Source organism: Pseudomonas sp. efr-133-TYG-23, from assembly GCF_030209215.1.
Classification (GTDB): domain Bacteria; phylum Pseudomonadota; class Gammaproteobacteria; order Pseudomonadales; family Pseudomonadaceae; genus Aquipseudomonas; species Aquipseudomonas rhodesiae.
The window spans coordinates 109118-130706 of sequence record NZ_JARVSL010000012.1 but is presented as its reverse complement, the minus strand read 5'-3'; the positions used below and the strand labels follow the sequence as shown (position 1 = coordinate 130706).

Here is a 21589-nt window from a genome sequence, read left to right as displayed (position 1 = left end):
TTCCCCTTCGCATGTGGACATTCACTACCATGCTGACTGAACAGAAAATCCCACTAGGCCAGTACATCGCTGCCTTCGTCGAATGGTTGACCCAACACGGCGCCAACTACTTCGACGCAATCGCATCGACACTGGAAACGATGATCCACGGCGTGACGTTTGCGCTGACCTGGTTCAATCCGCTGGCATTGATCGGTCTGATTGCGCTGCTGGCTCACTTTATTCAACGTAAATGGGGCCTGACGGTTTTTGTCATCGCCTCCTTCCTGCTGATCCTCAACCTGGGGTACTGGCAGGAAACCATGGAAACCCTCGCGCAGGTGCTGTTCGCCACCCTGGTCTGCGTGGTCATCGGTGTGCCGCTGGGCATTGTTGCCGCGCACAAACCGTTGTTCTACACCATGATGCGGCCGGTGCTCGATCTGATGCAGACCGTACCGACCTTCGTCTACCTCATCCCTACCCTGACCCTCTTCGGGCTGGGTGTGGTGCCTGGGCTGATTTCCACGGTGGTGTTCGCGATTGCCGCGCCGATCCGTCTGACTTACCTGGGCATCCGTGATGTACCGCAAGAGTTGATGGACGCCGGCAAAGCCTTCGGCTGCTCGCGCCGTCAATTGCTCTCGCGCATTGAACTGCCACACGCCATGCCGAGCATTGCCGCCGGCATTACCCAATGCATCATGCTGTCGTTGTCGATGGTGGTGATCGCGGCCCTGGTGGGTGCCGACGGCCTCGGTAAGCCGGTGGTCAACGCACTCAACACCGCCGACATCGCCCTGGGCTTTGAAGCGGGCCTGGCGATCGTATTGCTGGCCATCATGCTCGACCGCATCTGCAAACAACCCGATGCCAAAGTAGGGGGTGATGCATGAGCATTATCCGATTCGACAAAGTCGACGTGATCTTCTCCAAAGACCCACGCGAAGCGCTCAAGCTGCTGGACCAGGGCATGAGCCGTAACGAGATTCTGAAAAAGACCGGGCAGATTGTCGGCGTTGAAAAGGCCAGCCTGGATATCGAAAAAGGCGAGATCTGCGTGCTGATGGGCCTGTCGGGCTCCGGCAAATCCAGCCTGCTGCGCTGCATCAACGGCCTCAACACCGTCAGCCGCGGGCAGCTGTTCGTGGAGCATGAAGGTCGGCAGATCGACATCGCTTCCTGCACCGACGCTGAGCTGAAAATGATGCGCACCAAGCGCATCGCCATGGTGTTCCAGAAGTTCGCCCTGATGCCCTGGCTGACGGTGCGCGAGAACATCAGCTTCGGCCTGGAAATGCAGGGCCGTCCGGAAAAAGAACGGCGCAAGCTGGTGGACGAAAAGCTCGAACTGGTGGGCCTGGCCCAGTGGCGCAACAAGAAGCCCGACGAGTTGTCCGGCGGCATGCAGCAGCGCGTCGGCCTGGCCCGCGCCCTGGCGATGGACGCCGACATCCTGCTGATGGACGAACCTTTCTCCGCCCTCGACCCGCTGATCCGCCAAGGCCTGCAGGACGAGTTGCTGGAACTGCAACGCAAGCTGAGCAAAACCATCGTATTCGTCAGCCATGACCTGGACGAGGCGCTCAAACTGGGTAGCCGTATTGCGATCATGAAGGACGGCAAGATCATCCAGTACAGCGTGCCGGAAGAGATCGTGCTGAACCCGGCGGACGACTATGTGCGCACCTTCGTCGCCCACACCAACCCGCTGAACGTGCTGTGCGGCCGTAGCCTGATGCGCACCCTGGACAACTGCAAGCGCGTCAACGGTTCGGTGTGCCTGGACCCGAGCGGCGACTCGTGGCTGGACCTGGCCGAAGGCAACACTATCCAGGGCGCCCGCCAGAACGGTGCGGTGATGAACCTGCAGAACTGGGCACCGGGGCAACCGGTGGAAGGTCTGGGCCGCGTACCGACCTTGGTGGATTCGAATATCGGCATGCGTGATGCGCTGCAGATTCGTTATCAGACGGGTAACAAGCTGGTGTTGCATGACAACAACCAGGTGGTGGGGATCCTCGGCGACAGTGAGCTCTACCATGCCCTGCTGGGCAAAAACCTGGGCTAGCACACACTGCAAAACAACGGTGGGAGGGGGCTTGCCCCCGATAGCGGTGGATCAGTAACAGACGGACTGACTGACACACTGCAATCGGGGGCAAGCCCCCTCCCACATTTTTTGCCCCAGTGGGGTCAGTGACACCACCGGGCTTTCAACGCATCAGCTATAGACACGGCCAAGGAGCTGCCGATGGCTTTCAAACTGATCGAGCACATCCCGGGTGATTTGCTCCGGGGTGAAGCCCATCAGGTCGTATTCCTGAGGCCCGTTGTGCAGGTAGACCTCGGCACGGTAATAGCGCGTGCGCTCTTCTTCGGGCACATCGTTGGGCGCCGACGAGTAAGCATCCAGGCTCACCTCATAAACGAACGGATTGCCCTCTTCCATCTCGATGCGCACACCGATGCAGCGCTTGGACTTGCCCAACAGTGTCTGCACTTGCAAACCTTGTTCACGCAGCGCAGTCGCCGCTTCTTCCAAGGCCGGGGTGACGTGCTTGTCCATAAAGCGCTGCACCGTGGCCTGGCTCGGTTGCAAATCCAGTGCGGTCAAACGCTCGCTGAAGCCACGACGCCCACGTTCGGCCAGTTGCGCCTGCTCCTGTTCGACCGCCACGTCCTGACGCATGGCCTTGTGCAAACCGAACATAAAGAAAATCAGCACCACCGAGAACGGCAGCCCCGCCAGCACCACCATGGTCTGCATGGCTTCGAAGTTACCGGCGAACAGCAGGCCGATGGTCACCAGGGTGATCACCGCCGACCAGAAGATCCGCAGCCAGTGCGGCGCATCTTCATCTACGTTGCCGCCTTTGCAGGAAAGGTTGGCCATCATCACCGCGCCGGAATCCGCCGGGGTCAGGAACAGTACAAAGCCGACAAAGATCGACACACCAATCACGACTTTCGACGCTGGGTAGTACTCCAGCAATTGGTAGATCGCCATGGACGGCTGTTCCAACGCCGTCTTGCCCAACTCCACCGCGCCATGGTTCAGCACCAGGTCCAGCGCCGAGTTACCGAAGATCGACAACCACGCCAGGGTAAAGCCCAGCGGAATCAACAGTACGCCCGCCACCAGTTCACGCACCGTACGGCCACGGGAAATCCGCGCGATGAACATGCCTACGAATGGCGCCCAGGAAATCCACCAGGCCCAGTAGAACAGAGTCCACAGGCCCATCCAGCGTTCGGTCTTGGCACCGTCGCCTTCGTAGACGTACAGGTCGAAGGTTTTCAACACCAGGCCGTTCATGTAATCGCCGATGTTCTGCACGAAGCCGTTGAGCAGGTGCAGGGTCGGGCCGAACAACAACACAAAGATCAGCAAACCGCTGAACAGCACGATGTTGAGGTTGGACAAACGACGGATACCGTTCTCCACCCCCGACACGGCGGCGATGGTCGCCACGGTGCTCATCACGATGATCACGATCAGCAGGTTGGTGTTGCTGTGCTGCATGCCGAACAGGTTTTCCAGGCCGGACGACACCTGCATCGCGCCGATGCCCAGGTTGGTCACCAGGCCCAGCAGGGTCACGAACATGCCGAAACCGTCCACCGCGTGGCCGGCCGCGCCCTTCACCCAGCGCTCGCCCACCAGCGGGTACAACGCCGAGCGCAAGGCCAGCGGCTGGTTATGCCGGTAGGCGAAGTACGCCACGGCCAGGCCGACGAGGGCGTAGATCGCCCAGCCGTGCAGGCCCCAGTGCAGAAAGGTCAGTTGCAGCGCCTGGCGCGCGGCCAGGTTGCTGCCGGCCACGCCTTCGGGCGGGTTGAAGTAATGGTCCAGCGGCTCCGAAGCGCCGAAGTACAGCAGCGAAATGCCGATCCCCGAGGAGAACAACATGCCGGCCCAGGCGCCGTAGCTGAAGTCCGGGGTGTCGTCCTTGCTGCCCAGTTTCAATTTGCCGTAGGACGAAAACGCCAGCCCCACCACAAACACCAGGTAAGCGGCGATGACTACCATGTAGTACCAGCCAAAGCTTTTGGACAGCCACGCCTGGGCGACCCCAAGCATGCGCCCGGCCTCCTGCGGGGCGGCGATCAGGACAGCGGTCAACAACAGAATCAGCGCGGTGGAGGTGTAAAACACCCAACCGTTGACCCGGACCTTTTCCGGCGGGGTCTTTATAAGAGAGGCAGAACTCATGGCGCAGATGCTCCGGGCAGTGCGAGAGAGAAACACAAGGCAACGGTTATCCCGGGACATCGATTTTTCGGCAGTCGACGGACGGGTGTTATAAAGACACCCCGAAAATCCCCGCCCCCGCGAAAGCGGCGGCAGGCCCTTGAGCGGGCCCTTCCAGGGATGTTCCAGGTGTCAGATGTCGCTGTCAGAACGGGCTGAAAACCTGCCAGCAGCGACGATTTGTCGCAGAGCTTATTCTTTGTTGATTGAACGTTCAATCAAAACAAAATAGACTGGCCTTCAAGCCGATGGACGTGATCGCCCGCCGGCAGGCCTAAGGAGACGTGCTACATGCCCAAGGTCGGTATGCAACCCATACGCCGCCAACAGTTGATCGAAGCCACGTTGACGGCCATCGATCAAGTGGGGATGGCAGACGCCAGCATTGCGCTGATCGCCCGTCTGGCCGGTGTATCGAACGGCATCATCAGTCACTACTTTCAGGACAAGAACGGTCTGATCGCCGCAACGATGCGGTACTTGATGAATGTGCTGATCGAGAACGTCTACGAGCGCAGGCTTGCGCTGAAGGATGACAGCCCACGGGCACACATTCAGGTGATCATCGGAGGCAACTTCGACGCCAGCCAGGTCAATGGCCCGGCAATGAAAACCTGGCTGGCCTTCTGGGCCGCCAGCATGCATCACCCGTCATTGCACAGGTTGCAGCGGATCAACGATCAACGTCTGTATTCCAACCTGTGCTGCCAGTTCCGCCGAGCGCTGCCGCTGCCCGAAGCCCGCAGCGCGGCTCGCGGCCTGGCGGCGTTGATCGACGGTTTGTGGTTGCGCGGCGCTCTGTCGGGAGACGCTTTCGACACGGAGCAGGCGCAACGCATCGCTTACGAATACATGGATTTCCAATTGGCCAAGCAGGTGAGTTAGAGCCCTTATAAATGCTCAACCCCTGAACGTCCGCCGCGCAGTGATGCCACACCCTCATGGCCCACTGTCGGCGGGTAACGCCAACCACTTATGCACTTGCGAGGACTTTATGGCCCGTTTCGACCTGCAAAAACTCTACATTGACGGCGGCTACAGCGACGCTGGCAGCGATGCCACTTTCGAAGCCATCAACCCGGCTAACGGTGAAGTTCTCGCCCAAGTGCAACGTGCAACGAAAGAAGACGTTGAACGTGCCGTGGTCAGCGCTGAAAAAGGCCAGAAAATCTGGGCCGCCATGACTGCCATGGAGCGCTCGCGCATCCTGCGTCGTGCCGTCGACATCCTGCGCGAGCGTAACGATGAGCTGGCCGCCCTGGAAACCCTGGACACCGGTAAAGCCTTCTCCGAAACCAAGTACGTCGACATCGTTACCGGCGCCGACGTGCTGGAATACTACGCAGGCCTGGTGCCGGCCATCGAAGGCGAGCAGATCCCGCTGCGCGACACTTCCTTCGTCTACACCCGCCGCGAACCGCTGGGCGTGGTCGCCGGTATCGGTGCGTGGAACTACCCGATCCAGATCGCCCTGTGGAAATCCGCCCCGGCCCTGGCCGCCGGCAACGCGATGATCTTCAAGCCGAGCGAAGTCACCTCGCTGACCACCCTGAAACTGGCCGAAATCTACACCGAAGCCGGTGTTCCCGCCGGTGTGTTCAACGTCCTGACCGGCAGTGGCCGTGAAGTCGGCACCTGGCTGACCGAGCACCCGCGCATCGAAAAAGTTTCGTTCACCGGCGGCACCGACACCGGCAAGAAAGTCATGGCCAGCGCGTCGAGTTCCTCGCTCAAAGACGTCACCATGGAACTGGGCGGCAAGTCCCCGCTGATCATCTTCGACGACGCCGACCTGGATCGCGCCGCCGACACCGCCATGATGGCCAACTTCTATAGCTCCGGTCAGGTCTGCACCAACGGCACTCGCGTGTTCGTGCCCAAGCACCTGCAAGCGGCGTTCGAAGCCAAGATCGTCGAGCGCGTGGCGCGCATCCGCATCGGCAACCCGGAAGACGAGAACACCAACTTCGGCCCGCTGGTCAGCTTTGCCCATATGGAAAGCGTGTTGGGCTACATCGCCAAGGGCAAAGAGCAAGGTGCACGTCTGCTGTGCGGCGGCGATCGCCTGACCGATGGCGACTTCGCCAAAGGCGCATTCGTGGCACCGACCGTATTCACCGACTGCACCGACGACATGACCATCGTGCGTGAAGAAATCTTCGGCCCAGTGATGAGCATCCTCACCTACGAGACCGAAGAAGAAGTGATCCGCCGCGCCAACGACACCGACTTCGGCCTAGCCGCGGGTCTGGTGACCAAGGACCTGAACCGCGCCCACCGCGTGATTCATCAACTGGAAGCGGGCATCTGCTGGATCAACGCCTGGGGCGAGTCCGACGCGAAAATGCCGGTGGGCGGCTACAAGCAATCGGGTGTGGGCCGTGAGAACGGCATCAGCTCGCTGAACAACTTCACCCGCATCAAATCGGTACAGGTTGAGCTGGGCGATTACGCATCAGTGTTCTGATGAGCCTCAAGCGGCGAGCTTCAAGCTGCAAGCTCGCCGCACCTCCCAGATACACCGCTCGCTGCTCTTTCTTGCAGCTTGAAGCTTAGAGCTTGCCGCTCTAAAGGAGACCCCATGACTCAAGAATACGACTACATCATTGTTGGCGCAGGTTCTGCGGGCAACACTTTAGCAACCCGCCTGACCGAAGACGAAGGCGTCACCGTCCTGCTGCTGGAAGCCGGCGGCCCCGACTATCGTCTGGATTTCCGTACCCAGATGCCAGCCGCCCTGGCGTTCCCGCTGCAAGGCCGTCGCTACAACTGGGCCTACGAGACCGATCCAGAGCCGCACATGGACGGCCGCCGCATGGAATGCGGTCGCGGCAAGGGCCTGGGTGGTTCGTCGCTGATCAACGGCATGTGCTACATCCGTGGCAACGCCATGGACTACGACAACTGGGCGAAGCTGCCGGGTCTGGAAAACTGGACTTACCTCGATTGCCTGCCGTACTTCCGCAAGGCAGAAACCCGCGACATCGGCCCCAACGACTACCACGGTGGCGACGGTCCGGTCAGCGTAACCACGCCCAAGGCCGGCAATAACCCGCTGTTCCACGCCATGGTCGAAGCCGGCGTGCAGGCCGGTTACCCGCGCACCGAAGACCTCAACGGCTATCAGCAGGAAGGTTTCGGCCCGATGGACCGCACCGTCACGCCGAACGGCCGGCGCGCCAGCACCGCGCGCGGTTACCTGGACACCGCCAAGAAGCGCTCCACGCTGACCATCGTCACCCACGCGCTGACCGACAAAGTCTTGTTCGAAGGCAAGCGCGCCGTGGGCGTGCGTTACCTGATCGGCGCCGCCGAAGAACGCGTTGAAGCCCGCGCGCGCAAAGAAGTGCTGGTGTGCAGTGGCGCAATCGCTTCGCCGCAACTGCTGCAACGCTCCGGTGTTGGCCCGGCCAAATTGCTGGAAAGCCTGGATATCCCGGTGGTCCACGACCTGCCCGGCGTCGGTGAAAACCTGCAGGACCACCTTGAGCTGTACCTGCAATACGCCTGCACTCAGCCGGTGTCGCTGTACCCGTCGCTGCTCTGGTACAACCAGCCGGCCATCGGTGCCGAGTGGCTGTTCAACGGCACCGGCATCGGCGCCAGCAACCAGTTCGAAGCGGGCGGTTTTATCCGTACCCGTGAAGAGTTCGAATGGCCGAACATCCAGTATCACTTCCTGCCGGTGGCGATTAACTACAACGGCAGCAACGGTGTGAAAGAGCACGGTTTCCAGGCGCACATGGGTTCCATGCGTTCGCCGAGCCGTGGCCGTGTGCAGCTGAAATCGAAGAACCCACGGGACTACCCGAGCATCCTCTTCAACTACATGGCCACCGAGCAGGACTGGCAGGAATTCCGCGACGGCATCCGCCTGACCCGGGAAATCATGCAACAGCCGGCGCTGGACCCTTTCCGTGGCCGCGAAATCAGCCCAGGCATCGACGTGCAAACCGACGAGCAGCTCGACAAGTTCATCCGCGAACACGCCGAGACCGCGTTCCACCCGTCCTGCTCGTGCAAGATGGGCACCGACGAGATGGCGGTGGTGGACGGCGAAGGCCGCGTGCATGGCATGCAGGGCCTGCGGGTGGTGGATGCGTCGATCATGCCGATCATCACCACCGGCAACCTGAATGCACCGACGATCATGATCGCCGAGAAAATCGCCGACAAGATCCGTGGCCGCCAGCCGCTGCCACGCAGCACCGCCGACTACTACGTGGCGGGCGACGCGCCGGTACGTGGCAAGCCGTTGCGTGAAGTGGGGCCGACTGCGCAGTAACTGATACACCGCGGTGCCTTCATCGGGGGCAAGCCCCCTCCCACATTTTGACCGTGTGTGGGAGGGGGCTTGCCCCCGATAGCGCCCGACCCGCCAATGCAAAACGCCTCCTTGATAAGCTACTCTGTTGCCTGCCCGCACCGAGCCGCCCACAAGGAAGGCCCTATGTTCGACCACCACGCCACACTCAAAAAACATTTCGGTGCCCTGCGCACCACCGCCGACTTCTTCTCCCTGCGCTACGTACGCGAGTCCGGCCAATACCTGTCGGTGCGCAAGAATGTCGCCGAACCGCCGCACATGAACCACGACGAGGGCGTCATGCTCACCGTGCGTCTCAACGGTGTGGAGGCTTACGCCGCGACCCACGATATTTCCCTGGCCGGCCTGCAAGCCGCCCTCGAACGCGCCGAACAGCAGGCGCTGCGGATCAAGCCCCATGCGTTGCTCGACCTGCGCGATCAGCAGGTGTCCAGCGACGTGGCCGACTATCTGTCGCCCGAACTCAACCAGCCCTTTCCTGCCTTGAGCGACTGCTATCAATTGCTGGGCGATGAGTCTGCCGCCGTGCCGAAAGACGAGCGCCTGGTCAGCTGGGACGTCAGCCTTGGCCTGACTCAGGTCGAGCAGATCTACCTCAACAGCGCTGGCGCCGAGTTGCGTCAGGCCCAACGTTTTGTGTTCCCCGGCGTGAGTGTCACCGCCTACGACAGCACTGACAGCCAGACCCGCACCCTGGGCGGTACCAACTTCGGCCAGCAAGGCGGCTATGACGTGATCCGCCGCTTCGGCCTGGTAGGCGCCGCACCACGGGTGGCCGACGAAGCCCTGCAACTGTTGCTGGCGCCCAACACGCCCCAGGGTCCGCGCGACCTGCTGCTGATGCCCGACCAGATGATCCTGCAGATCCACGAATCCATCGGCCATCCGCTGGAGCTGGACCGCATCCTCGGCGATGAACGCAATTACGCCGGCACCAGTTTCGTCAAGGCCAGCGACTTCGGCCACCTGCAATACGGCTCCCGCCTGCTCAACGTAACGTTCGACCCGAACATCCCCGAACAGCTCGCCAGCTACAGCCATGACGACGATGGCAGCGCCGCCAGCAAGCAGTTCCTGATCCGCGAAGGCTTGCTGCTCAAGCCGTTGGGCGGTGCGTTGTCGCAATTTCGCGCCGGCATGGGCGGTGTGGCCAACAGCCGGGCCAGCAGCTGGAACCGCCCGCCGATCGACCGTATGGCCAACCTGAATATCGAGGCCGGCGACCAGAGCCTGGCGCAAATGATCGGCGGTATCGAAAGCGGCATCCTGATGTCGACCAACCGCTCGTGGTCCATTGATGACGCGCGCAACAAGTTCCAGTTCGGCTGCGAATGGGGCCAGTTGATCGAAAACGGCGAACTCAAAGGCGTGGTGAAGAACCCCAACTACCGCGCGATTTCCGCGCAGTTCTGGCGCAACCTCAGCGCGGTGGGCGACGCCAGTACCTTCCAGGTGCTGGGCACGCCCAACTGCGGCAAGGGCGAGCCCAACCAGGTGATCCGTGTCGGCCATGCCTCGCCGGCCTGCGTGTTCAGCAACGTCGACGTTTTCGGAGGAGATGCCTGATGAATGATTTCAAGGCATTGGTGCAGTGGCTCACCCAAGCCATCACCGACAAGGAACAGTTTCACCTGGGCTATGCCGCCGAAGCGTCGGAGTTCGTGCGTTTCAACCACGCCAAAGTGCGTCAGGCAGGGCAGGTGCAGCAGGCCAGCGTGAACCTCAAGTTGATCAGCGACGGGCGTCACGCCGACCTGAGCATCACCCTGGTCGGCGACTCGGAACTGGATCGCCAGCGTCTGGCCGAAGGCCTGCAGCAGTTGCGCGAAACCTTGCCGCTGCTGCCACCGGATCCCTACCTGTTGCTCAACCACGACGCCTGGCACAGCCACAACGAACAGGCCCAACCCTTGCCGGAACTGGCCCAGGTGTTGGCCGAAATCAGCCAGGCCGCAGACGCGCTGGACCTGGTGGGCTTCTATGCCGCCGGCCCTATCAGCCGTGGCTTTGCCAGTTCCGACGGCGCATTCGGCTGGCACCAGGCCAATAGCTTCAACTTCGATTTCAGCCTGTTCCATGCCAATGGCGAAGCGGTCAAAGCCAGCTACGCTGGGCACACCTGGGACAGCGCCGAGTTCGCCCGGCGCTTGCAGCAAGCCCGCGACCAGCTCGACTTCCTCGGCCGGCCGCTGCACACCCTGGCACCGGGTCAATACCGCGCTTACCTGGCACCGGCAGCGCTTGAAGAAATCATCGGCATCATCACCTGGGGCGGTTTTTCCGCCCAGGCTATCGCCAGCAAAGGCAGCTCGCTGCAACGTCTGTATGCCGGCGAGCAACACCTCAATGAACGAGTGACGGTGCAAGAACGCATCAGCGGCTCCCTGAGCCAGGCGTTCTCCAGCGAAGGCTACCCGCGCAGCGATGTAACGCTGATCGACGCCGGCCAGGCGAGCGGCCAACTGGTCAATTCGCGCAGCGCCGCCGAATACGGCCTGAGCGCCAACGGCGCCAGTGGCGACGAATCCCCCAGCGCCCTGCAAATGGCGGCGGGCGACCTGGCCCAAGCCGAGATCCTCAAGCAGTTGGGCACCGGGCTGTATATCAGCAACCTGTGGTACCTGAACTACTCCGACCTGCCGGCCGCGCGCCTGACCGGCATGACGCGCTTCGCCACGTTCTGGGTGGAGGACGGCGAGATCAAGGCGCCGGTCAGCACCATGCGTTTTGATGACAGCGTGTACAGCCTGCTCGGGTCGCAGCTGGAAGCACTGACCGCCGAGCGAGAGTTACTGCTGTCACCCAGTACCTACGGTCAGCGCAACACAGCCTCCAATCTGTTACCGGGGGCGCTGATAAAACGCCTGACCCTGACGTTGTAAAGACTCTCCCTGTGGGAAGGAGCTTGCTCCCGATAGCGGTGTTCAACCAAGTGCTCATTGACTGACACACCGCTGTCGGGGGCAAGCCCCCTCGCACATTGTCTTGTGCTGGTTTCAGACAGCTCGGCTTTACCCGTTCCTACGGTCATTTCTCTTGCGCACCGTGCGCGCGGGCAGCCTGTTGTCGCCTGTAAAAAACCTCGTTATAAGGGTTAGTGGCATCCCGCCACCCTACCCGCGTGCCCGCACGCAAAGCATGACCTTGTCCGGGGAAGGACAAGCTGGAGCGTTGACATGAACCATGGAAGTTTTGTCATTGAACGGCTGTACAAGCACTACAACGTCCACGTTGAGCGACTGGGAAACGATCCACACAAGGACACCGTCCTGCTGGTCAATGGGGCGCTCTCCACCACGCGGTCTTTCGCGCGTACCAGCAAATGCCTGGCCGAACACTTCAATGTGCTGCTGTTCGACCTGCCGTTCTCCGGCTATTCACGCGAACACAACGGCGACCTTGACCTGGTCACCAAGGACGACGAGGTGCAGATCCTGCGGGCGCTGGTGGAGCGTTTCGAGGTCAACCATCTGGTGTCGGCTTCCTGGGGCGGCATTTCCACCCTGCTCACCCTGGCGCACAACCCGCCCTCCATCAAAAGCTCGGTGGTGATGGCCCTGGCACCCAACCTCAACCAAGCCATGCTCGACTACGTGGACCGCGTGCGCGTGCTGATCGAGGCCGATGACAAATCCGCCGTCGGCCATTTGCTCAACGAAACCGTAGGCAAATACCTGTCGCCGCGTCTCAAGCGCAATAACCATCGGCACCTGTCGAACATGGCCACCACCGAATACCGGCAAGCGCGCTTTCATATCCACCAGGTGCTGGCATTGGGCGACGGCAATTACCTGCCGGCGCTGCGGCAAATCGAAACGCCGGTGCATTTCCTCAACGGCGCGCTGGACGAATACACTCCCGCCGCCGACGCTCAATTGTTCAAGCAATACGTGGGGCGCAGCAGTTTTGCGGTGGCGCAACACACCGGTCACCTGTTGGATCTGGAATCCCGCGAGGCCGCCCTGGCGGTGCATCGCGCGCTGTTGGACTTCCTGGTGGGCGAGCACGCGGTGTTGTCGGATTTAGACCAACCGCCAGTGGGAAAAGGCGCGATGGATGGCGCATAATCGCCGACACATAGCCGGCTAACAAAAAGGTCCCCCATGCCCGATCGCGCCCCTCTCGATGCCAAGACCGCCCGCTGGCTCCCCTGGGTGGTGGCGATTGCCTTCTTTATGCAGTCACTCGATGGGACGATTCTCAACACCGCCCTGCCGGCCATGGCCAGGGACCTGGCGGAAAACCCGTTGCGCATGCAGGGGGTGGTGATCGCCTACATGCTCACGGTCGCCTTGCTGATCCCGGCATCGGGCTGGATCGCCGACCGTTTCGGCACCAAGAAGATCTTCTTTGGCGCAATCATGCTGTTCAGCATCGGCTCGCTGCTGTGCGCGCTGTCCAGCAGCCTGACCATGCTGGTGGGGGCTCGGGTCGTGCAGGGTCTGGGCGGCGCGCTGATGCTGCCGGTGGGACGCCTGGTGGTATTGCGCGCCTACCCGCGCTCCGAGCTGGTGCGGATCATGGGCTTCATCACCATCCCTGGCCTGCTCGGCCCGCTGCTTGGCCCGACCATGGGCGGCTGGATGGTGCAATACCTGACCTGGCACTGGATCTTTCTGATCAACCTGCCAGTGGGCATGATCGGGTGCTACGCCGTGTGGAAGTTCATCCCGGACCTGCGCGGCAGTGAACGCACGCGCTTTGACGGAATGGGCTTTGTACTGTTCGGCGCGGCGATGGTGCTGATCACCATCGCCATGGAGGGCCTGGGCGAACTGCACCTGCCGCACCTGCGGGTGATGTTGCTGCTGTTCGGCGGGCTGGCGTGCCTGGCGGCGTACTGGCTGCGCGCCGGGCATATCGACAACCCGCTGTTTTCGCCGGTGCTGTTCAAGACCCGCACCTTTGCCGTGGGCATCCTGGGTAACCTGTTCGCCCGCCTGGGCAGCGGCGCGTTGCCGTTTCTGGTGCCGCTGCTGTTGCAGGTGGCGCTGGGGTATTCACCGTCGGAGGCCGGCATGAGCATGCTACCGTTGGCGGCGGCGGCGATGTTCGCCAAGTCCGTGGCGCGGCCGCTGATCGAACGCCTGGGCTACCGCGTAGTGCTGACCGGCAACACCCTGGCGCTGGGCATCATGCTGGCGAGCATGGGCCTGGTCAGCGAGCAGACGCCCTACCCGCTGCTGCTGGGCATGCTGGCGGTGCTGGGGGCGATCAACTCCTTGCAATTTACCGCGATGAACACCGTGACTTTGATCGACCTCGACGACGTCCAGGCCAGCAGCGGCAACAGCCTGCTGTCGGTGGTGGCGCAATTGTCCCTGAGCCTCGGCGTGGCCTGCGCCGGCGCATTGCTGGGCGGGTTCACCGCCGAAGCCGGCAATGACGGGGTCAATACCGTGCTCGGCGCGTTCCAGTTGACCTTCCTCACCGTGGGCGTCATGGCGATGTTGGCGGCGGCGATTTTCCTGCAACTGTCGCCAAAAGACGGCAAACGGGCGGCCAGCCCGGAGCAGCACATTGAGCATTGAAGCAGTTGCGAGCGTTAAGCTTCAAGCTTCAAGCTTCAAGCTTCAAGCTTGCCGCTTGCCGCTTATAACTTGCCGCTGCCCCCCCCTCGTCTGAACCATGCGAAAAAACCTACGGGGGGCTGCTACACTGCGCGACATTTTGTTTTTGCAGAGCCCGCCCCGTGACCACCATCGCCACCGCTTTTAATACCTTGCCGCTGTCCGCCGCCATGCTGGCTAACCTCGACTCGCTGGGTTACGTCGAGATGACGCAGATCCAGGCACAAAGCTTGCCGGTGATCCTCAAGGGGCTGGACCTGATTGCCCAGGCCAAGACCGGCAGCGGCAAGACCGCCGCCTTCGGCATCGGCCTGCTGAACCCGATCAACCCGCGCTACTTCGGTTGCCAGGCCCTGGTGATGTGCCCGACCCGCGAGCTGGCCGACCAGGTGGCCAAGGAAATCCGCCGCCTGGCCCGCGCCGAAGACAACATCAAGGTGCTGACCCTGTGCGGCGGCGTGTCCCTCGGCCCGCAGATCGCTTCGCTGGAACATGGCGCCCACGTGATCGTCGGCACCCCGGGCCGTATCCAGCAACACCTGCGCAAGGGTTCGCTGGTGCTGGACGGCTTGAACACGCTGATCCTCGATGAAGCCGACCGCATGCTCGACATGGGTTTCTATGACGCCATCGAAGACATCATCAGCAAGACCCCGCCACGCCGTCAGACCCTGCTGTTCTCGGCCACCTACCCGGTGAGCATCAAGCAGTTGGCCTCCAAGTTCATGCGCGCGCCACAGCAGGTGAAGGCCGAAGCGTTCCATTCCGACGAGCAGATCGAGCAGCGTTTCTATGAGATCTCCCCGGAAGAACGCATGGACGCGGTGACCAAGGTGCTGGCGCATTTCCGTCCGGCCTCGTGCGTGGCGTTCTGCTTTACCAAGCAGCAAGTGCAGGAAACCGTCGACCACCTGACGGCCAAGGGCATCTCCGCCGTCGGCCTGCACGGCGACCTGGAACAGCGCGACCGTGATCAGGTACTGGCGATGTTCGCCAACCGCAGCACCTCGGTGCTGGTGGCCACCGACGTGGCCGCCCGTGGCCTGGACATTGATTCGCTGGACATGGTGATCAACGTCGAACTGGCCCGCGACTCGGAAATCCACATCCACCGCGTCGGCCGCACCGGCCGCGCCGGTGAGACCGGCATCGCCATCAGCCTGGTGGCGCCGTCCGAGGCGCATCGTGCCCAGGCCATCGAGCAGTTGCAAAAGTCGCCGCTGAACTGGGACCAACTGGACAACCTCAAGCCACAAAGCGGTGGTCCGTTGCTGCCGCAGATGAGCACTCTGTGCATTGCCGCTGGCCGTAAAGACAAAGTGCGCCCAGGTGACATCCTCGGTGCATTGACCGGCGAAGCCGGCATCCCCGGTGCCCAGGTTGGCAAGATCGCGATCTTCGACTTCCAGGCGTTCGTGGCCGTGGAACGGGGCATCGCCAAGCAAGCACTGCAACGCTTGAACGACGGCAAGATCAAGGGCCGCTCGTTGCGCGTGCGGATCCTGTAACCCGATCTGCGACCTATGAATATCCAATGTGGGAGGGGGTTTGCCCCCTCCCACCGTTTTGATTGCATTCAGACCCGTATTTTTATGAGGACATTGCTGTGCGCTCGACCGAAGTTGTGATCATTGGCGCCGGCGCCGCAGGCTTGATGTGCGCACTGACCGCCGCTGGTCGTGGGCGCAAAGTGATGTTGATCGACCATGCGAACAAGGCCGGCAAGAAGATCCTGATGTCCGGCGGTGGCCGCTGCAACTTCACCAATATGTACACCGAGCCGGCCAACTTCCTGTCCCACAACGCGCACTTCTGCAAGTCGGCCCTGGCCCGTTACACCCAATGGGACTTCATCGGGCTGGTGGCCAAGCACGGCGTGCCGTACCACGAGAAGAAACTCGGCCAGCTGTTCTGTGATAACAAATCCAGCGACATCCTCGGCATGTTGCTCGATGAGTGCATCCAGACCGGTGTAAGCCTGCACCTGGACACCTCCATCCAGGAAATCGCCAAGCTCGACAGCGGCTATCAGCTGCAAACCACCCTCGGTGAGCTGCGCTGTGAATCCCTGGTGATCGCCACCGGCGGCCTGTCGATCCCAACCCTGGGTGCCACAGGTTTTGGCTATCAGGTGGCCAAGCAGTTCGGCCATGAACTGCTGCCGACCCGCGCAGGATTGGTGCCGTTCACCATCACCGATCAGCTCAAGGCGCTGTGCACCGAGTTGTCCGGCACCTCCGTGGATTGCGTGGCCAGCTGCAACGGCCAGAGTTTTCGCGAGAATCTGCTGTTTACCCATCGCGGCCTGAGCGGGCCGGCGATCCTGCAGATTTCCTCATACTGGGAACCGGGCGATACGGTCGAAATCAACCTGCTGCCCGAGCACGACGCCCACACCTGGCTGCAACAGCAACAGGTCGAGCGGCCGAACAGCGAGTTGAAGACCCTGCTCGGTGAGATCTTCACCAAAAAGATGGCCAACCTGCTGGCAGACACTTGGTTCGCGTCCAAGCCGATGAAGCAATACACCCATGCCGAAGTCGCAGACATCGCGCAGAAGTTGTCGAGCTGGCAGTTCGTGCCCGCCGGCACCGAGGGCTATCGCACCGCCGAAGTGACGCTGGGCGGTGTGGACACGCGGGAAGTCTCGTCCAAGACCATGGAGTCGCTGAAAAGCCCAGGGCTGTACTTTATTGGCGAAGTGCTGGACGTGACCGGCCACTTGGGCGGGTTTAACTTCCAGTGGGCGTGGGCATCGGGCTACGCCGCCGCGCAATACGTCTGACGAAGCCTCCCATCTTCCGATTTGCGGTGTGCCTGGGGAATAATTTGCGGTGAGATGTGATCACCACGCTTGCCGTGGCGTCCTTACTGCCTCAATTTAGCGGCATCGTTCCGGAAGACTCCAGCCTTCATGTCATCGACCTCGTTCAAGCAGTCCATGCGGCGCCTATGGGCGCTGGATAAATTCAGCTACAGCGTTCGGGTATTCATCGCCCTCACCGGCAGCATGGCGCTGTGCTGGTATCAGGATGAAATGACCCTGCTGATCCCGCTGTTCCTGGGGATTATCGCCAGTGCTCTGGCCGAGACCGATGACAGCTGGCAAGGCCGCCTCAATGCCCTGGCAGTGACCCTGGTGTGTTTCAGCATCGCCGCGCTGTCGGTGGAACTGTTGTTCCCCTACCCCTGGCTGTTCGCGATTGCCCTGGCGCTGGCGAGTTTCTGCCTGACCATGCTCGGCGCCCTTGGCGAACGCTACGGTGCGATTGCCTCGGCGACGCTGATTCTGTCGGTTTACACCATGATCGGTGTGGATCAGCGCGGAGGGGCGGTGTCGGACTTCTGGCACGAACCGCTGCTGCTGGTGGCCGGCGCTGCCTGGTACGGCGCGTTGTCAGTGTTGTGGCAGGTGCTGTTTTCCAACCAGCCGGTGCAACAGAGCCTGGCGCGTTTGTTTCGCGAGTTGGGGCGTTACCTCAAGCTCAAATCGTCGCTGTTCGAACCGATCCGCCAACTGGATGTAGAAGCCCGTCGCTTGGAACTGGCCCAGCAGAATGGTCGCGTAGTCGCTGCGCTGAATGCGGCCAAGGAAATCATCCTGCACCGCGTGGGCAATGGTCGCCCGGGTTCGAAGGTCAGCCGCTACCTGAAGCTGTACTTTCTGGCCCAGGACATCCACGAACGCGCCAGTTCTTCGCACTATCCCTACAACGCCCTGGCGGAGGCGTTTTTCCACAGCGACGTGCTGTTCCGCTGCCAGCGCCTGTTGCGCCAGCAAGGCAAGGCCTGCCAGGCCCTCGCTGAGTCGATCCAGTTGCGCCAGCCGTTCGTTTACGACGACAGTTTTGCCGAAGCCCTCGGTGACCTGAATGCCTCGCTGGAACACCTGCGCATCCAGAGCAACCCGGCCTGGCGCGGCCTGCTGCGCTCGTTGCGCGCCCTGGCGGCCAACCTGTCGACCCTCGACCGCCTGCTCGGCGACGCCAGCAACCCCGACGCCCTGGCCGACGCCACCGACAGCAATCTGCTCGATCGCGCGCCGCGTAACCTCAAGGAAATGTGGACACGGCTGCGCACGCAGCTGACGCCGACGTCATTGCTGTTCCGCCATGCGTTGCGCCTGTCGTTGGCGCTGACCATCGGCTACGGCACCTTGCATGCGATTCACGCATCCCAGGGTTACTGGATCATCCTCACGACGCTGTTCGTGTGCCAACCCAACTACGGCGCCACCCGGCGCAAACTGGGCCAACGGATCGTCGGCACCGCCATCGGCCTGACCGTGGCCTGGGCGCTGTTCGATCTGTTCCCCAGCCCGCTGGTGCAATCGATGTTCGCCATCGCTGCCGGCCTGGTGTTCTTTATCAATCGCACCACCCGCTACACCCTGGCCACGGCGGCGATCACGCTGATGGTGCTGTTCTGCTTCAACCAAGTGGGCGATGGCTACGGGCTGTTCCTGCCACGGCTGTTCGATACGTTGCTCGGCAGCCTGATCGCGGGGCTGGCGGTGTTCCTGTTTCTGCCGGACTGGCAGGGCCGGCGCCTGAACAAAGTGCTGGCCAACACCCTGACCTGCAACAGCATCTACCTCCGGCAAATCATGCAGCAGTACGCCGCCGGCAAGAGCGACGACCTGGCCTATCGCCTGGCCAGGCGCAATGCGCACAACGCCGATGCGGCGCTGTCCACCACCTTGGCCAACATGCTGATGGAGCCGGGGCACTTTCGCAAAGAAGCCGACGTGGGCTTTCGCTTCCTGGTGCTGTCACACACTTTGCTCAGCTATTTGTCGGGGCTGGGCGCACACCGCGACACCGCACTGCCGGCCGACGTGCGCGAACACCTGATCAACGGCGCCGGCCACAGCCTGTCGGCCAGCATTGACGAAATCGCCACGGGGCTGGCCAACAAACAACCGATTGCGATCCAGAGCGACGCCGAAGAGGCCCTGGCCGCCGAGCTGGAGCAGATGCCGGATGAGATCGACGAAGGGCAGCGCTTGGTGCAAACGCAACTGGCGCTGATCTGCCGACAGCTGGGGCCGTTGCGCACACTGGCGGCACATTTGATCAAGGACACCGACGCGGCTTAGGTCGCTATCGAGGGCAAGCCCCCTTCCACATTGATCTGATTCACACGGTCCCCCCGATAAGGCCCGCACAGGCACTACATACCATGGGCCTTCATCAACCGCTCGTAACTGCCATCGGCTTTCATCTTGGCAATTTCCCGGTCAAAGCCCGCCACAATCTGTGCATGCTCGGGGTGCTTGAGGCTGACCAGAATGTGCAGGCTGTTTTCACTCAGCGGCTTGGGCAAAAACTCTATGGCGTTGCGCACCCGGGGCGATTCGCGGGACAGGTAATAGCGCGCCACATACTCATCCTCCACCGTCAGCCGCACCCGCTGCGCCGCCAGCATGCGTACGGCCATGGCGAAGTTATGCACCGGTACTTTCTGCAGTTGCGCGTCCCCGTCGAACGCCGCCGAATAGGCATAGCCGCGCACCACGGCAATCGGGAAATCGTGTAGTTGCTCCAGGGTCTGGTAGTCGATAGGGTCGTCGCGACGCTTGATGAAGCGCACGCGGTTGATCAGGTACTCATTGGAGAATTCGCCCAGTTGCGTGCGGGCGTCGTCGTACCAGGCGTTGATCAGCACGTCATAGCGCCCGTCGCCCACGCCCATCAATGCCCGGGCCCAGGGCACCTGTTCGAATTCACTGGCATAACCTGCACGGGCCAGGGCCGTGGTGACGATATCGGTGGCCAGCCCGCCATTGATCAAGGTCGCATCGGTAAACGGTGGCCAGGCATCCGCAACCAGGCGCAAACGCTGCGCAAACGCCGGCTGAGCCAGCAACAACACTCCAATTAAAGCAACGGCACGAGAAAATCGCGGCATGCTCAAAATCCTTGGCGAGCCTAGCTCAGGCCATACCTGAGGTGTTAACAGTAGCCCAGATTACACAAAGAAACGGGGAAACAGAGCACTCAGTGATGGCTAATTGATTTCATTCACCACAATAGACCATTTAGACAGAGTTGCCCGTCGCGCTTACTATCAAGAACAGACATCTATTCGAGAACACACCATGACAGTTGATTGGGTCTGCAAACACCACAATGACCTGGGCAAGGATCAGCTCTACGCCATCCTGCGGTTACGCAACGAAGTCTTCGTAGTGGAGCAGAAATGCATCTATCAGGACGTCGACGGGCAGGACTTGATCGGCGACACCCATCACCTGATGGGCTGGCAGAATGACGAGCTGGTGGCCTACCTACGGCTGCTGGACCCCGATACCCAAGGGGGTGACGTGGTGGTCGGCCGAGTGATCATTGCCCCAGCGGCACGGGGCACCGGGTTGGCGCACCGGATGATGGAAGAAACCCTCAAGCAGATTGACGATATCTGGCCTGATACGCCGATATTTCTGTCAGCCCAAGCGCATTTGCAGGGTTATTACGGCCGCTACGGTTTCGTGGTGGCGGGAGAGGAATACCTGGAGGACGACATTCCTCATATCGGCATGCGGCGCGCCTGAGAAAGCCACCCAGAGCACTGCGATCAACTGCGGGAAGGGGCTTGCCCCCTATGATGCCAGTGAATCAAACAAGACCTCAGGGATAACCCAGCACGCGCTTGATCGAGGCCAGATTGGCTTCGATCCAGCGCCGATCGATCGCGCCCCAATCGCGAATCCGATAACACCCGGCATGGTTGCGGGCGCCGTCTTCCTGTTCGAACTCACACACGATATCCAAGTCGGCGAGCGCGGCAATGGTGTCCTGGGCCGTGCGCCGAGGCATGCCGGTCATCTCCGTCAGCGCCGGTACGTTGCTGGCCTGGCCGCTGTCGATCAGGTAGGCCACGTAGAGGCGGCGGTAGAAGCTGCTTTTGGTCTTGCTCACATCCATGGTCATTGGCCTTGTGCGGTCAGGGTTTGCCCAGCAGGTCGCGATACGTGAGGTATACCCGCAGGTCGAATTCCACCTGATGGTAATCCGGCATCATGTATTGGCAGAGTTTGTAGAACGCCTTGTTGTGGTCCGATTCCTTGAAGTGCGCCAGCTCATGCACCACGATCATGCGCAGAAATTCCGGCGCGGCCTCTTTGAACAAGGCGGCGATGCGAATCTCTTTCTTGGCTTTGAGGTTGCCGCCCTGCACCCTGGAAATGGTCGTGTGCAGGCCCAGGGCTCGATGCGTCAGGTCCAGGCGGTTATCGAACAGCACTTTGTCGATAGCCGGCGCGTTGCGCAGGTGTTCCTGCTTCAAGGCCAGCGCGTAGGCATACAAGGCCTTGTCGCTCTGCACCCCATGGCGCTCGGGATAACGCTGTTCCAGATAGGCGCCCAATTGGTCCTTGGCGATCATCTGGCGCACTTGCTCCTGAAGAGTGACAGGGTAGGCCTGGAGGTATTTCAGCGTAGTCATGGCGTGCGCGGC

17 protein-coding genes are annotated in these 21589 nt (G+C 61.5%); 13 read left to right on the top strand and 4 right to left on the bottom strand.

Translation table 11 applies throughout. The features are described 5' to 3' along the window. Positions 1 to 29: 29 nt before the first annotated feature. Positions 30 to 875 (top strand): choline ABC transporter permease subunit, encoded by an 846-nt coding sequence (gene choW / locus QRN41_RS07650; RefSeq protein WP_016972877.1) that lies wholly within the window; start codon positions 30 to 32, stop codon positions 873 to 875. Continuing rightward, positions 872 to 2050 carry a choline ABC transporter ATP-binding protein gene (gene choV, locus QRN41_RS07645; RefSeq protein WP_034101196.1) on the top strand — a complete coding sequence of 393 codons (1179 nt, stop codon included), beginning with the start codon at positions 872 to 874 and terminating at the stop codon, positions 2048 to 2050. Before choW ends, choV begins: the two co-directional genes overlap by 4 nt. A gap of 153 nt (positions 2051 to 2203) precedes the next feature. Here choV and QRN41_RS07640 read toward each other — a convergent pair whose 3' ends face one another. Continuing rightward, the gene (locus QRN41_RS07640; protein ID WP_243269822.1) at positions 2204 to 4138 is read right to left on the bottom strand and encodes a BCCT family transporter; all 1935 of its coding nucleotides are present in this window, start codon (positions 4136 to 4138) and stop codon (positions 2204 to 2206) included. Positions 4139 to 4525: 387 nt separating this feature from the next. Between QRN41_RS07640 and betI the strand changes: the two genes are divergently transcribed. The 10 genes from betI (at position 4526) to yccS (ending at position 19229) form a co-directional block, all read left to right on the top strand. Further along, positions 4526 to 5119, top strand: coding sequence for a transcriptional regulator BetI (betI, locus tag QRN41_RS07635; protein ID WP_034101198.1), 594 nt, complete (start codon positions 4526 to 4528; stop codon positions 5117 to 5119). Positions 5120 to 5228: 109 nt separating this feature from the next. Beyond that, complete coding sequence (gene betB / locus QRN41_RS07630) at positions 5229 to 6701, top strand: betaine-aldehyde dehydrogenase (RefSeq protein ID WP_034115325.1); 1473 nt, start codon at positions 5229 to 5231, stop codon at positions 6699 to 6701. A 114-nt stretch (positions 6702 to 6815) separates the two neighbouring features. Continuing rightward, positions 6816 to 8519, top strand: coding sequence for a choline dehydrogenase (gene betA / locus QRN41_RS07625; protein ID WP_094064266.1), 1704 nt, complete (start codon positions 6816 to 6818; stop codon positions 8517 to 8519). A gap of 165 nt (positions 8520 to 8684) precedes the next feature. Next, complete coding sequence (locus QRN41_RS07620; RefSeq protein WP_094064267.1) at positions 8685 to 10127, top strand: TldD/PmbA family protein; 1443 nt, start codon at positions 8685 to 8687, stop codon at positions 10125 to 10127. Further along, a complete protein-coding gene (locus QRN41_RS07615) occupies positions 10127 to 11443 on the top strand; it encodes a TldD/PmbA family protein (protein WP_285421419.1) in 1317 nt (438 codons plus the stop codon). Before QRN41_RS07620 ends, QRN41_RS07615 begins: the two co-directional genes overlap by 1 nt. Positions 11444 to 11737: 294 nt before the next feature. Beyond that, the gene (locus QRN41_RS07610; protein ID WP_094064269.1) at positions 11738 to 12628 is read left to right on the top strand and encodes an alpha/beta fold hydrolase; all 891 of its coding nucleotides are present in this window, start codon (positions 11738 to 11740) and stop codon (positions 12626 to 12628) included. A gap of 36 nt (positions 12629 to 12664) precedes the next feature. Further along, a complete protein-coding gene (gene mdtD / locus QRN41_RS07605) occupies positions 12665 to 14092 on the top strand; it encodes a multidrug transporter subunit MdtD (protein WP_285421418.1) in 1428 nt (475 codons plus the stop codon). Positions 14093 to 14301: 209 nt separating this feature from the next. Then, entirely contained in the window at positions 14302 to 15639 is a 1338-nt protein-coding gene (dbpA, locus tag QRN41_RS07600) for an ATP-dependent RNA helicase DbpA (RefSeq protein WP_231980942.1), read from the top strand. 98 nt (positions 15640 to 15737) lie between these two features. Further along, positions 15738 to 16916 carry a BaiN/RdsA family NAD(P)/FAD-dependent oxidoreductase gene (locus QRN41_RS07595; protein ID WP_034101207.1) on the top strand — a complete coding sequence of 393 codons (1179 nt, stop codon included), beginning with the start codon at positions 15738 to 15740 and terminating at the stop codon, positions 16914 to 16916. A 129-nt stretch (positions 16917 to 17045) separates the two neighbouring features. Then, positions 17046 to 19229, top strand: a complete 2184-nt coding sequence (gene yccS, locus QRN41_RS07590) for a YccS family putative transporter (protein ID WP_285421417.1) — start codon at positions 17046 to 17048, stop codon at positions 19227 to 19229. Between the two features lie 74 nt (positions 19230 to 19303). Here yccS and QRN41_RS07585 read toward each other — a convergent pair whose 3' ends face one another. Continuing rightward, positions 19304 to 20041, bottom strand: coding sequence for a substrate-binding periplasmic protein (locus QRN41_RS07585; RefSeq protein WP_034139630.1), 738 nt, complete (start codon positions 20039 to 20041; stop codon positions 19304 to 19306). Between the two features lie 190 nt (positions 20042 to 20231). Between QRN41_RS07585 and QRN41_RS07580 the strand changes: the two genes are divergently transcribed. Continuing rightward, positions 20232 to 20684, top strand: coding sequence for a GNAT family N-acetyltransferase (locus tag QRN41_RS07580; protein WP_034101761.1), 453 nt, complete (start codon positions 20232 to 20234; stop codon positions 20682 to 20684). A 76-nt stretch (positions 20685 to 20760) separates the two neighbouring features. On the opposite strand, the gene QRN41_RS07575 is transcribed toward QRN41_RS07580, so the two are convergent. Next, positions 20761 to 21057 (bottom strand): winged helix-turn-helix domain-containing protein, encoded by a 297-nt coding sequence (locus tag QRN41_RS07575; RefSeq protein ID WP_034139632.1) that lies wholly within the window; start codon positions 21055 to 21057, stop codon positions 20761 to 20763. Between the two features lie 19 nt (positions 21058 to 21076). After that, positions 21077 to 21577, bottom strand: a complete 501-nt coding sequence (locus QRN41_RS07570) for a M48 metallopeptidase family protein (protein ID WP_094064272.1) — start codon at positions 21575 to 21577, stop codon at positions 21077 to 21079. Positions 21578 to 21589 lie beyond the last annotated feature (12 nt).

Bases quoted from the DNA above. Each gene is read 5' to 3' on its own strand.
- choW (WP_016972877.1), top strand. From the start codon at position 30: ATGCTGACTGAACAGAAAATCCCACTAGGCCAGTACATCGCTGCCTTC.
- choV (WP_034101196.1), top strand. From the start codon at position 872: ATGAGCATTATCCGATTCGACAAAGTCGACGTGATCTTCTCCAAAGAC.
- betI (WP_034101198.1), top strand. From the start codon at position 4,526: ATGCCCAAGGTCGGTATGCAACCCATACGCCGCCAACAGTTGATCGAA.
- betB (WP_034115325.1), top strand. From the start codon at position 5,229: ATGGCCCGTTTCGACCTGCAAAAACTCTACATTGACGGCGGCTACAGC.
- betA (WP_094064266.1), top strand. From the start codon at position 6,816: ATGACTCAAGAATACGACTACATCATTGTTGGCGCAGGTTCTGCGGGC.
- QRN41_RS07620 (WP_094064267.1), top strand. From the start codon at position 8,685: ATGTTCGACCACCACGCCACACTCAAAAAACATTTCGGTGCCCTGCGC.
- QRN41_RS07615 (WP_285421419.1), top strand. From the start codon at position 10,127: ATGAATGATTTCAAGGCATTGGTGCAGTGGCTCACCCAAGCCATCACC.
- QRN41_RS07610 (WP_094064269.1), top strand. From the start codon at position 11,738: ATGAACCATGGAAGTTTTGTCATTGAACGGCTGTACAAGCACTACAAC.
- mdtD (WP_285421418.1), top strand. From the start codon at position 12,665: ATGCCCGATCGCGCCCCTCTCGATGCCAAGACCGCCCGCTGGCTCCCC.
- dbpA (WP_231980942.1), top strand. From the start codon at position 14,302: ATGCTGGCTAACCTCGACTCGCTGGGTTACGTCGAGATGACGCAGATC.
- yccS (WP_285421417.1), top strand. From the start codon at position 17,046: ATGTCATCGACCTCGTTCAAGCAGTCCATGCGGCGCCTATGGGCGCTG.
- QRN41_RS07585 (WP_034139630.1), bottom strand. From the start codon at position 20,041: ATGCCGCGATTTTCTCGTGCCGTTGCTTTAATTGGAGTGTTGTTGCTG.
- QRN41_RS07580 (WP_034101761.1), top strand. From the start codon at position 20,232: ATGACAGTTGATTGGGTCTGCAAACACCACAATGACCTGGGCAAGGAT.
- QRN41_RS07575 (WP_034139632.1), bottom strand. From the start codon at position 21,057: ATGGATGTGAGCAAGACCAAAAGCAGCTTCTACCGCCGCCTCTACGTG.
- QRN41_RS07570 (WP_094064272.1), bottom strand. From the start codon at position 21,577: ATGACTACGCTGAAATACCTCCAGGCCTACCCTGTCACTCTTCAGGAG.